Origin of the sequence: Anaerobacillus sp. CMMVII (genome assembly GCF_025377685.1) — a bacterium.
GTDB lineage: Bacteria > Bacillota > Bacilli > Bacillales > Anaerobacillaceae > Anaerobacillus.
Window position 1 is genome coordinate 125,968 of the sequence record NZ_JACEHK010000009.1, and the last position, 12,515, is coordinate 138,482.

The 12,515-nt window shown below is 36.5% G+C and carries 10 protein-coding genes and 1 pseudogene; 2 read left to right on the top strand and 9 right to left on the bottom strand.

Going from position 1 to position 12,515, the window contains the following annotated elements; genetic code table 11:
* Positions 1–50: 50 nt before the first annotated feature.
* From treR to H1D32_RS13130, 7 genes are all read right to left on the bottom strand, one after another.
* On the bottom strand, positions 51–761 hold the full coding sequence (treR, locus tag H1D32_RS13100; protein WP_261178747.1) for a trehalose operon repressor: 711 nt from the start codon (positions 759–761) through the stop codon (positions 51–53).
* 22 nt (positions 762–783) lie between these two features.
* Positions 784–2,466, bottom strand: coding sequence for an alpha,alpha-phosphotrehalase (gene treC, locus H1D32_RS13105; RefSeq protein WP_261178748.1), 1,683 nt, complete (start codon positions 2,464–2,466; stop codon positions 784–786).
* An 85-nt stretch (positions 2,467–2,551) separates the two neighbouring features.
* Entirely contained in the window at positions 2,552–3,964 is a 1,413-nt protein-coding gene (gene treP / locus H1D32_RS13110) for a PTS system trehalose-specific EIIBC component (protein WP_261178749.1), read from the bottom strand.
* A gap of 404 nt (positions 3,965–4,368) precedes the next feature.
* Entirely contained in the window at positions 4,369–5,244 is an 876-nt protein-coding gene (locus H1D32_RS13115) for an oxidoreductase (protein WP_261178750.1), read from the bottom strand.
* 93 nt (positions 5,245–5,337) lie between these two features.
* Positions 5,338–6,654 carry a sensor histidine kinase gene (locus H1D32_RS13120; protein ID WP_261178751.1) on the bottom strand — a complete coding sequence of 439 codons (1,317 nt, stop codon included), beginning with the start codon at positions 6,652–6,654 and terminating at the stop codon, positions 5,338–5,340.
* A 14-nt stretch (positions 6,655–6,668) separates the two neighbouring features.
* The gene (locus H1D32_RS13125; protein ID WP_261178752.1) at positions 6,669–7,574 is read right to left on the bottom strand and encodes a hypothetical protein; all 906 of its coding nucleotides are present in this window, start codon (positions 7,572–7,574) and stop codon (positions 6,669–6,671) included.
* Positions 7,552–8,244, bottom strand: coding sequence for a response regulator transcription factor (locus tag H1D32_RS13130; protein ID WP_261178753.1), 693 nt, complete (start codon positions 8,242–8,244; stop codon positions 7,552–7,554). Before H1D32_RS13130 ends, H1D32_RS13125 begins: the two co-directional genes overlap by 23 nt.
* Positions 8,245–8,633: 389 nt before the next feature.
* On the opposite strand from H1D32_RS13130, the pseudogene H1D32_RS13135 reads away from it, so the two are divergent.
* Both H1D32_RS13135 and panE read left to right on the top strand, forming a co-directional pair.
* Positions 8,634–9,265, top strand: a pseudogene (locus tag H1D32_RS13135) (peroxiredoxin).
* A 174-nt stretch (positions 9,266–9,439) separates the two neighbouring features.
* Positions 9,440–10,360: a 2-dehydropantoate 2-reductase gene (gene panE, locus H1D32_RS13140; RefSeq protein WP_261178754.1), complete on the top strand. Its 921-nt coding sequence runs from the start codon at positions 9,440–9,442 to the stop codon at positions 10,358–10,360.
* Between the two features lie 160 nt (positions 10,361–10,520).
* Here the strand turns inward: panE and H1D32_RS13145 are convergent, their stop codons facing one another.
* Both H1D32_RS13145 and H1D32_RS13150 read right to left on the bottom strand, forming a co-directional pair.
* Positions 10,521–11,042 carry a hypothetical protein gene (locus tag H1D32_RS13145; protein WP_261178756.1) on the bottom strand — a complete coding sequence of 174 codons (522 nt, stop codon included), beginning with the start codon at positions 11,040–11,042 and terminating at the stop codon, positions 10,521–10,523.
* A gap of 420 nt (positions 11,043–11,462) precedes the next feature.
* Positions 11,463–12,407, bottom strand: coding sequence for an aldo/keto reductase family protein (locus tag H1D32_RS13150; RefSeq protein ID WP_261178757.1), 945 nt, complete (start codon positions 12,405–12,407; stop codon positions 11,463–11,465).
* Positions 12,408–12,515: the final 108 nt, after the last annotated feature.

The following is a 12,515-nucleotide window of genomic DNA, read 5'->3' on the forward strand; positions in this document are numbered from 1 at the left end:
CCGCTTTAAAGCTTTCCCGCAGTGGGGGTCAGACCCCTTTATTTCTTTTTTTATTTTCTTCTCGCAAAATCTACGAAGCGAAATTTGTCTGGGCGATGTCGTGATTCGGTGTACTGAAAAAGAGCTGCATTATCCAGATACACATAATTCTTGACGACAACAATATTAGAAAATCCTTCTAAGTCTAAATAGTGTAGATCTTCCTCACTTGGTTCCTCAACTGTAAATTCTTTTTTTGCAAAGCTAATGACAAGTCCAAGTTGGGTTTCAATATATTCATATAATGAGTTCTCACAAACCTCGACTGTTAGGTTAGGGATCAACTTTTTGTTTAAGAAATCCTTATCCAATATTACGTTCTCCTCATCTAATTGTCGAACTCGAATAACTTCCCAAATCTTATCGCCATTTTTAATCTTTAATTGTTCCTTGAGGTAATCGCTTGGTGTGATTACTTCTAATTTTTGTAATTTTGTCTTTGCACGTTGCCCTAATTTATCTGCCAGTTCTTTAAAGCTGACTAATCCTGATATAGGGAAATCGAATTTTTTTACATCAAGAACAATCGAACCTTTCCCCTGCATTTTTTGAATATAGCCGTGCTCAGATAAAAGTTTTAATGCCTTGCGGATTGTTTCTCTAGTTGTGTCATATCGTTCGGCTAGTTCATTTTCAGAAGGGAGTTTTGTATGAGCTTTCAACGTACCATCTTGTATAAGCACTACTAATTCATCGTAAATCTTAACAAATTTATTATTCATCTCTACCCCCTACTTTAGTTTATCATTTCAAAGGCAAATGATAAATAACTGACTCGTAAGGTCGTAAGACTACATGGTCTACTGACGTACTTGAATCCTCATAGTTCGATAGTAAAATTTCAGCCTCTACTCCGGTCAGATGTTTTGGAGCATCAAAAATTGTTTTCTTCTCATAAAAATTTGAGACCACAAGTAGAACCTCGTTTTCATACGTTCTTGTATAAGCAAAAATTTGCTCATGATCGTTATAGAGGAGCTCATAATCTCCGTGAGTTATGACATCATATTTTTTTCGTAGCTTTATTAATTCCTGATAGTGATAAAAAACTGAATTTGGGTCATATATCGCAGCTTCAGCATTAACCGTTTTATAATTATCAGCTATTCCGATCCAAGGAGTACCTGTTGTAAAGCCAGCGTTAGGTGATGCGTCCCATTGTACCGGGGTTCGAGAATTATCACGTGACTTTCGTTTTATAATCTCCATGATATCTTGATCTGGAACACCTTGTTCTTTCATGATTTTGAAGTAGTTCAATGTTTCGACGTCACGATATTCCGAAATATTATCAAATTTTGGATCTGTCATTCCGAACTCTTCCCCTTGGTATATATAAGGTGTTCCTTGCATCATATGGATCGTCGTTGCTAGCATTTTTGCCGATTGTTGGTGATACTCAACGTCATTTCCATAACGAGTGACCACACGGGGTTGATCATGGTTGCACCAGAATAATGCATTCCAGCCACCCCCTTTATGCATTTCTACCTGCCATTTAGTCAAAATTTGTTTTAAGGCTTGAAAATCCATTTCACCCAGTGCCCATTTTTCTCCGTTCGGATAATCAACCTTTAGGTGATGAAAATTAAAGGTCATGCTTAACTCGTTTCTCTCTGGGTTCGTATATTTAATACAATGGTCAATCGTTGTTGATGACATTTCCCCTACCGTCATTGCATCATACTTCGAAAAGACCTTTTGGTTCATTTCGTGCATAAATTCGTGAACCCTTGGACCGTCCGTGTAGAATTTTCGACCATCTCCAGGAGCAACACTTTTATCATCATTCGGGAAATGCTGATCTTTCGATATTAGGTTAATTACGTCTAAACGAAAACCATCAACACCTTTTTCAAACCAGAAATGCATCATATCATAGACTTTATTTCTAACCTCTTCATTTTCCCAGTTCAAGTCTGCTTGGGTAACATCAAAAAGATGAAGGTAGTATTGGCCTGTGTTTTCATCAAGTTTCCAGGCAGAACCACCAAATTTAGAAATCCAATTATTCGGTTCTTTGCCTTCAACAGGATCTTTCCAAATATAGAAATCACGGAATGCACTTTCTTTTGAGACTTGGGACTTTTTAAACCATTCATGCTCAGTCGACGTATGGTTGACAACAATGTCCATGATAATTTTTAAATCCCGACCATGCGCTTCCTGAAGTAACCGATCGAAGTCTTCCATCGTGCCATATTCCTCGTGAATCGAAAAATAATCACTAATGTCGTAGCCATTGTCTTTTTGCGGTGATGAGTAAATGGGAGTTAACCAAATGACATCGACACCTAAGTTCTTTAAATAGTCTAGCTTATCAATAATACCCTGGATATCGCCAACTCCATTTCCTTGCGTATCATTGAAGCTTTTTGGATAAATTTGATATACAACTGCTTTTCTCCACCATTCATTTCGTTCCATATGTATTCAACTCCATTTTATTAATTGTTGTTCAGACAAAAATGGACAATACCATTGGTATAACACCAACGGTACTGTCAAAAAATTATGCTTTTTTAATTTTTGCTATCGTTAAAGTTAGGACAAACGGGATGATCATTGCGATTAGCATTCCAAAAAAGAACGGTAACCATTTTTCAGGTACGATAGAAAAAATCCCTGGTAAACCACCAACACCGATTGAGAAGGCAATAACTTTGTTTACTGTAATGACAACAGCGGCTATTGCTGAACCAATAATTGCACTTACAAATGGGTACTTATAGCGTAAGTTAACCCCAAACATTGCTGGTTCAGTAATCCCTAAATAAGCAGAAACAGAGGATGTGAATGAAAGACCTTTTAACTTCTCATCTTTAGTTGCAAACATCATCGCTAGAGCTGCAGAACCTTGGGCAATATTTGATAAAGCTAATATTGGCCATAAAAATGTTGCACCAGTAGTTCCAATTAATTGAATATCGACTGCTAAAAACGTATGGTGCATCCCTGTGATCACTAACGGAGCATAAATTAGACCATATAATAAACCACCGATCGCTGCGAAGTTATCAAAAATTCCAACAAATAATGCAGTAATCCCGTTACCAATCGCAAATGTTACTGGTCCGATTAGAATAAAGGCTAAAAACCCTGTAATTAAAAGGGCAATTGGTGCCACAAGTAATAATTGAAATGCATCTGGAATTCGTTTACGTAACATAATTTCTAATTTTGCTAAAACATAGGATGCAAATAAAATCGGTAATACTTGTCCTTGATAACCTACCTTTGCAATGTCAAAGCCGAATAAGTTCCAGTAAGGAATTTCACCAGCTTCTTTCGCCGCACCGTAGGCCCACGCATTTAATAAATCTGGATGAACAAGCATTAAACCTAAGACAATCCCTAATAATGGATTACCACCAAATTTCTTTACAGCTGACCAACCAATTAAACCTGGTAAGAAAACAAACGCGGTGTTCGCAATCAGGTGAATGATACTAGCGAAATCCGCCCATTGTGTATGAACATCAACAATTGATTGTTCATCATAGAAAATACCTGCACCTGTTAGAATGTTATTAATCCCCATTAACAAACCAGCAGTTACAATCGCCGGTAAAATCGGAATAAAAATATCAGCCAATGTTTTAATGGCCCGCTGAATTGGATTTAACTTTTTCTCAGCAGCTGCCTTTGTATCTTCTTTTGACATCTCTCCGATACCAGTAAGGGCTACTAATTCTTTGTACACTTTATCAACAAGTCCTTGTCCAATGATGACTTGGAATTGACCGTTTGTACTAAAAATCCCTTTAACTATGTCTAAACTTTCAAGCTGTTCTTTCTTTACTTTTCCTTCGTCATGTAAAACAAATCGTAATCTCGTTACACAATGTGTTGCGGAATCAATATTCTCTGCTCCCCCAATTGCTTCGAGGATTTGTTCCACTTTTTGTCGTTCTACTGTTGCCATTTGTATTCCCCTCCAAGTTCAATATCAATTAATCGCTTTCATTTCCTTTAACTTGTATATACAGGTTGCCGTTTATGTCTTAAATTATAACTTGTATATACAAGTTAGTCAACCTCTTTAATCGGGGGTCTGACCCCCAGTGCGTTAAAGTGTTAAACGCTTTCTACTATGTACCAAAAAGTTGATCAAGAACCCCTGTAAATAGACTCTACTTATAATTCTTCTTTTGACCTTAATCACAAAAAGGAATCAAAAAAACCTCTTGCATAGTATTGCTCGAGGCCGTGTATTTATTAGTTTATTTTACCTTCGCTTTCTAAAATCAAGGAGAAACCCCAAGAGGAATATTATATTTCAGGTTATACTACTACTTAATTGAAACACCAATCTATGAAAAAACGGATCTACAAGTAGCTAACTCCGGTTAATTTTTGCGATGTATCCCAAAGCTTTTTCATCATATCCTTGTTATAAACTCCCGGTGCAGGTATTTCTATCGTCGGTTGACCTTTTCGGTTACCTTTTCCATCTGGTCCAATGTATTCGCCGCCAGTTAAACTCTCATTAGTTGCAGCATAAACTGTTGGAAGTGCCCCCATTTCTGCAGTCTGTAAAAAAATTTCGGAGATACGCTTTAGAAACTGAGGAGCATCACGTTTTCCAAACTTAAATAAGTTTGTAGTCGAAATACCTGGATGACACGCTATACTAAGCGTAGATATCCCTTGACTCTTTAAGCGTTGGTCTAGTTCGTTTGCGAATAATAAATTTGCAAGCTTACTTTGCCTGTAAAATACCATTGGTTTATACCCTGTTAGCCCATCTAAGTTATCAAACATGATTGTTCCTTTTCGATGAGCGATACTACTAACTGTGACAACACGAGAATTTGTTGTTTTCTTAAGTAGAGGTAACAGATATCCTGTTAACGCAAAATGACCTAAATGGTTGCTTCCAAATTGCAGTTCAAAGCCATCTTTTGTTAATTGGTGGGGCGGGACCATGATACCTGCATTGTTGATTAAAATATCTAACGAGCTAAATCGTTCTTTAAAGGCTTCAGAAAAAAATCGAACACTCTGCAAATCCGCAAGATCAAGATTCATAACATCTACGTTTGCTAGTTTATTTTCAGCAAGTATCAAAGTATGCGCTTGCTCGCCTTTTTGGAGGCTTCTTACTGCAAGTACAACCCTTGCCCCTCTTTTGGCAAATGTCCTCGCAGCTTCATGTCCTATTCCACTGTTTCCACCGGTAATAATGATCGTTTTTCCTTGCACAAAATCTCTCCTCTAGTATACTTTCATGCCATCGTACCATGAACTTTAGCAAAAAAATAGCGCTACCCCTTCGAATGAAAGGGTAGCGACATTTTATAAATTAAGTTTGATTGTCACTTTAAAAAGATCACCATCTAAATCAATATCCAACTCTCCTTGGTGGAGGTCGACAATTGATTTGGCAATTGCCAGCCCAAGACCTGAACCATCTGTCTGCCGAGAAGTATCGCCACGTTTGAACCTTTCAAACAGCTCATCAACATTTTCACCAAGCTCATATTTCGTCACATTTTTAAAGGTTATGACAACGTAATCCTGGTTTGTAGTTATGGAAATGTAGACCCTTGTATTTTCCAAAGAGTATTTAAGAATATTGCCAATGAGATTATCAAACACACGCCACATTCTTTGACCATCAACTACTACATTAACTGGAGGATCAGGATTAGTCACTCGTAATTGTAACGAAGATTGTTCAAGTACCTCGTTGTGTTCGGCCAATGCTTGATGAAGTAGCTGCACGATATCTACTTTTTCTTTAACAAGTTCGATGTTCCCACTGGCCATTTTTGAAGCTTCAAACAAGTCATCAATCAGTACTTTTAAGCGCTTAGACTTACGATCAATAATATCGATATAGGCTTTGCCGTCTTCACTAGTAACATCTGTTCCCTTCAACAGCTCCGTATAAGTAATAATTGATGTTAACGGCGTACGTAAATCATGGCTAACATTTGTAATAAGCTCAGTCTTTAATCGTTCACTTTTTGCCTGCTCTTTTTGTGAAACGACAACCCCATGTTTTAAAGAATTTATATTTTTTGCAAGAACTGCTAAAACCGATTTTCCTTTAATAGGTATATCCGAATGGATATTTCCCTTCACAATTTCGTCAACATTCGTAATAATTCTATTTAAATACGCCGTTCGTCTTAAAATAAACAGTAAAACAACTAAGCATATCACAAATGCTATCAAAATAAATGGGGCTATAATATAGGGATCTACCAATGCTACAAAGGAAACGACCAGAAATGCAGCTGAGACAATTCCTAATAAAACAAATACTTGAGCGGTAATGCTTCTGACAAGAAATAAGTCGTTAATCATTTTGCAACAGGATTTATAGCTAGAATAAACGATCCCCTCTTTCCATTCTGCTTTTAAACTGTTCAAGTCCTTCGTTTTATCAATGAGAAACTTCCCTTGCACATAGGTAAGAAACAGGAATAACGCTGAGATGATTGTTAAAAACAGTTGATCTTCAATGATATACATGATGTTGTTGTAAAAATAGTATTGAATACTGCCTGATGTTAGAAAAACTAGCGTCAGTATACCTGTCAATGCAAAAGCGATCACTCTAATATCCAATGCAAGCCATTCATAGTAAGGTCGCCATTTTTCCAAGGAAAGTGACTTTATCAGACGTGTTTTTTATAAAAATAGATACTCAGGGCTAAAGCAAATATGCTTACTAGTGTATAGATTAGAAGAAGCATTTGTATTTTTTTAAAATTATTCGCTTCCGCAATGATTTGGTTAGTAGCAGGCAATGATTTTGAAACAGCAATATGACCTGTATATGTTTTCTCATAATGTGAAAAATCTATTTCTTCAGGATAGTCTATTCTACGGCCAAAATCATTAGGTATTAGATAGCCATATTTCGAATTAGGGTAAGATCGAATAAACATCATATGTTTCTCATTGATCACCTCTTCGATAGCCTGGTCATTTGTTAAGTTTAGGTTTGTATAGACGTTTCCTGTTTCACTATCTTTTAAATAATACGTAAACATCTCTTTATAGCGTAAAAATCGTGAACGATAGTTTTCTAAATTCTTAAAGTGTTCTTCAATTCTTAGTTCTTTTTCGCGGACAATCTTCTCCCGTACGTGATCGTCATCTCGAAAGTTGTTCGTGATGTCTTCGATTTTTTTATCTCGTTCAGCGATATAAAGATCTGCTACTTCTTGATTATCAGTCCCCAGTGCCACTTGAATTTGATCCTCATATTGCAGATTGATACTTTGAATTTGATCTGCTAAATTACCATAACGAAAACGATGTTCTTCAATTTCATGTTCAGATACAGTAATTTCCTGTTTAGCCGTTTCCATCGTTACCTCACTTAATTCGAAAAGAGATAAATACCCTATAAATTCATGTAATTCATTTTCAAATCCCTGTGTATGAAAATAATTTCCTTTTAAGTAGTCATTTTCATAAGCTAATAGGTTATAACCAGACAAAACTCCTTTTAATCCAAACGTAAAAAGGAGGATTAGGCCGATTACCTGGAGTCTATTTTTCCATTTTGTATCCAATTCCCCACACCACCTTTAGATATCTTGGATTTTTCGGATCTATTTCAATTTTTTCGCGAATTTTTCTTATATGCACCGCCACGGTATTTTCAGCATTAAAATTAGGTTCCTTCCAGACTCTCTCGTAAATGTCATTAATGGAAAATACCCGACCTGCATTTGTCATCAGTAATTCAACAATTTTGTATTCAATCGGTGTTAATTTAACTACTTCGCCGTGGGCAGTGACTTCTTTAGCCGATTGATCAAGGGTAAGACCATTCAAGTCAATCACCTTATTTCCACCTTCGTATGTGCCTAAGCTTATGTATCTTCTCAAATGCGATTTTACGCGGGCAATCAGCTCTAGCGGATTAAACGGCTTAGTCACATAATCATCTGCACCAACTTGAAGACCTAAGATTTTATCTGTATCCTCACTTTTGGCACTCAACATTATAATTGGAATGTTCTTTTCTTCCCGTATTTTGAACGTTGTCGAGATCCCATCTAGTCGCGGCATCATAATATCTAAAATAATTAGGTGAATCTCATGTTCCTTTAACTTCTCTATCGCTTCGATTCCGTCTTTCGCTTTTATGACTGTAATGCCTTCATTTTTTAAATAGATTTCAATCGCGTCTCTTATCTCTTTTTCATCATCAACAACTAACACAAAAGAATTACTCATTTTCTCTCACTCTCCTTTCCAAAGTATAACAGGAATATTTTTAACTTGTCTTCATTGTAAGCCCAATTCCTTAACATTAACTGAGGACAAAACTTAAGAATTTCTTAATATTTATAATTTTGGGGCCTGACCCCCAGTGCAGTAAAGCTATAAAGCGATAATACATCTGAAATCCTTTAACGATTTAAAGTCCTGGGGGTCAGACCCCCGGTGCGGTAAAGCTATAAAGAGTTAAAACATCTGATCATTTTAACGCTTTAAAGCCCTGGGGGTCAGACCCCTCCCTCCTCGACCCCTCCCTCCTGGTAGACCTCCCCCGACGAAAATTGGGTTCAAGGGACAAATATCACGTACATACACTAAGTACAGAGAATAAGGAAGGTGATTATATGAATGAAAATCTAACTAATTATGCGCGTATCGATATAACTGACATTGACCCTTGCCCTCAACCATTTTGTGCAACAAGAGATGATTTAGCTCCTACGTTTTCAGCAGAAGCTTTAATAAATAACGACATTAAAACAATTAATCTGCAAGACTATCAAGGAAAATGGGTTATCTTATTTTTCTATGCGAGTGATTTCACCTTTGTTTGACCGACAGAATTAGCAGCAGTTGCTGCTTTATATCCTGAGTTTAAAAAGATTAACACTGAAATCTTAGGGATAAGTACGGACAGCGTTTACCTCACATAAAGTATTTAAGGAGACATCTCCATCTGCGAGACAGGTTCAATATCCGCTCTTGAGTGATCGGAATCATCGAATCAGTCGAGCGTACCGAGTATTAGATGAGAAACTCTGGAGCTACGTTTCGAGCGACTGTAATCATAGACCCCGAAGGAATTATTGTCTCGAAACATATCTACCCACGTGAAGTTGGTAGAAACTCCTATGAAATCCTTAGATTAATGCAGGGAATTCAATATGGAAGGCAAACTCAGCTAGGGATGCCTGCAAATTGGGTACCAGGTATGCAAGGGATACAACGTAGAGCTGAAGATATAGGTAGAATTTAATTTACATGGGTCTAGTTGCGACAACAATATGAATATAAAACCTAAAGTTCTAGTTTACTTAACTAGGACTTTTTGCAATGGAAAGTAAACAAAATGACAAAGCATCAACAATTATTTCCTAAATTATGAGTATAATAGAAGTAATGAGATACTAGCTTGAAAGGAGAAATGGTTTTGCGAATTTTAGTATTAGGAGCAGGTGCAGTCGGTGGTTATTTCGGTGGAAGATTAGTAGAAAAAGGTGAGGATGTTACTTTTTTAGTACGCGAGCGAAGACAAAAGCAATTAACTGAACATGGGTTAGCAATTGATAGCCTTCACGGAGATTATTTTTTTCAACCCAAAACAATCCTTGCTGGCGAAAAAGTCGAACCGTACGACCTCATTTTGTTTGCCACAAAATCATATCATGTACAATCAGCAATGGACTCCATTAAACCTTATATAGGTGAAAAAACAGTGATCCTACCACTACTAAATGGGTTTAAACATTTTGATCTACTAAAGGAAACCTTTGGAGCCGAAAAAATATTAGGTGGGCTTTGTTTTGTTGAATCTACGCTAAATGATCGTGGTGAGGTTATCCAAACCAGTCAGATACATCAATTGTCATTTGGTGAATTCAACGGTGGAACAAGCGCACGCGTTGAAGCCATTGAAGAGGCATTTAGTAATACTAAAGCCACGTTCAAGCTAAGTGAAAATATCCTCCAAGACATTTGGCATAAATACCTGTTCATTACTACCCTATCTGGTTCAACAACGCTCATGCGTTCAGCCATTGGTCCAATTCGACAAGCGCCACATGGGAAAGAGATTCTCGCTCAACTCATCAACGAAACAGCTTCTATTATAAGAGCTTCGGGTGCGCAAATTGCAGAAGATATTGAACGAAAACAATTGGAAACTATCATGAAACAAGCGGAAACATTGAAAGCCTCAATGCTTCGCGATATAGAAAAATCAGCACCAATAGAAGTCGATCACATCCAAGGATATTTACTTCAGCTTGCCGATCAACATAACATACAAGCTCCACTACTTACACTGATATACCATAACCTAAAGGTGTATGAATTGAATAATCTAAGGTAACTAGCAGTAAAAAAAGCTTCTCGTTTTCTGTTGCTTTCATATCTCAAATTATAGCTAATTGCACCGCGTTTGCGGTGCTTTTTTATTCTTAAAAAATAACCAATTAAATAACTAAGATGAATTCCACACTTAATTACCTAAAGCATACCTTCAATAACCCTTACTCAAATATTACTTTAAAATCGGAAGCGTTATATGTTTCTCTTTTAAGTTCCACCATGACATGCCATTCTGCCATATCATCAGTTGCATATTGGGGTACAATTCTTTTGATACTAATATCAACACTATTTTGGTTACGTTTTATGTCTGTAATAGCATGGCGAATAGAACCGCTACCTTCTTGCAATAACACAAAGACAAGTACATTATCTTTGAAATAAGCATCGTTATATTTATCAACTGCGTCCAAAAACCCAATGGTAGTATCGGAATAAACTACTTCCTTTTTTTCTAAATCGTAGGCATTTTTTTTCGAGATATAATACATATTTAGTTCTTCGGTTGAATTAATCAGAGAAATGAGAGGATAGCTACTTCCGTCAATATATGCATTTGTACGAATATACTGCGCCCAAAAATCCAAAGTAATTTCTTGCTCCAAGTTGTTTTGTGGAGTTGCCTGACAACCAACAGCGAAAATTATAGTGCATAATAGTATAATAACAATCTTATTACTCATATGTGCTCCCCCCTTTTGTTCTTAGATGTTTTTATAACTACAATGTTACAATCATCTTTTATTAAACTGTATAATAGTTGAAGAACCCCTTCTTTTTATCTTAACATTGAATCTTTTTTTTAGGAGGGGAAAAAGCGTATCTACTTATTGTAAATACGCTCAACTTGACTTGATCCAAAAGCTCGACGTAGTATTACTGGTCTTCTTAAGCCAAAGTCAGTTTACCGAGAATTATAAATTTCCTTTATAATAACCTATAAAAAAAGCTATGAAGAAGTTGTGTAAAAACCTACTAGGGAATTTCTAACTTATGATTGAAAAAATCATTCCTCTTAATAATAGAAGGAAAATCTCATTGCCATACGATTGCATGTCAATAAAAAATCACATGGGAATTTACCAAATTCCCATGTGATTATATTATTTTAAGATCTCTTCAATTCTTGAAATTACATCCTCAGATAACGAAACATCAATTGCTTTTACGTTTTCTTCAACCTGACTTGGCTTACTCGCACCAATTAAAGCACTAGCGACATTTGGTTGACGTAAGATCCAAGCTAATGCTAACGAAGGTAAGGTTGTATCAAGTTCCTTGGCAACACCTTCAAGTTTTTCAACTTTTGCTAGAACATCCTCATTTAACATGTTAGTAATCCACATATTAATTGATTCGTTTGCTGCACGGCTATTTTCTGGAACTTGGCCAGGTTTGTACTTTCCTGTTAAAACCCCTTGAGCTAATGGAGAAAATACAACTTGCCCAATCCCATGCTTTTCACTAGTAGGGATAATTTCTGGTTCAATATAACGGTTTAACATGTTATAGACAGGTTGATTGACGACAATTCGGTCTAATAAACGACGGTCAGCAATTCTAACTGCCTCTTCAATTTGAGCCGCACTCCACTCACTAACCCCAGCATATAAAATTTTGCCTTGGCGAATTAAATCATCAATGGCGCGTAATGTTTCCTCAACTGGAGTTTCTGGATCATAACGATGACAATAGAAAATATCAACATAGTCTAGTTTCATTCTCGATAAACTAGCATGAAGTTGTTCCATCACATGTTTTCGAGATAAACCGCGATCATTTGGTCCGTCCCCCATTGGCCAAAAAGCCTTTGTCGTAATAACATATGATTCACGTGGATATTCTTTTAAAGCAGCAGCCATTACGCGCTCCCCTTCACCACGTTCATAAACATTCGCAGAATCGAAAAAATTAATTCCTAATTCATAAGCTTTATGTATCGTCTTCTCAGCTAAATTCTCTTCTACCGTTTTTCCATAGGTTAACCAACTACCTAAACTAATTTCACTTACCTTTAAACCAGTATTGCCAAGTCGTCTATACTTCAAGTAAACCCCTCCTACTAGGTAATGGTAACACTATATTAGTTTAATAAAAAAATACAATTGATACAAATAAAAACTCCTCTATTTTCGGACTGTTTAAATTTATTGCCT

Coding starts and splice junctions, on each gene's coding strand:
- treR (WP_261178747.1), bottom strand. CDS start 761: ATGAATAATAAATTTGTTAAGATTTACGATGAATTAGTAGTGCTTATA.
- treC (WP_261178748.1), bottom strand. CDS start 2,466: ATGGAACGAAATGAATGGTGGAGAAAAGCAGTTGTATATCAAATTTAT.
- treP (WP_261178749.1), bottom strand. CDS start 3,964: ATGGCAACAGTAGAACGACAAAAAGTGGAACAAATCCTCGAAGCAATT.
- H1D32_RS13130 (WP_261178753.1), bottom strand. CDS start 8,244: ATGAGTAATTCTTTTGTGTTAGTTGTTGATGATGAAAAAGAGATAAGA.
- H1D32_RS13145 (WP_261178756.1), bottom strand. CDS start 11,042: ATGAGTAATAAGATTGTTATTATACTATTATGCACTATAATTTTCGCT.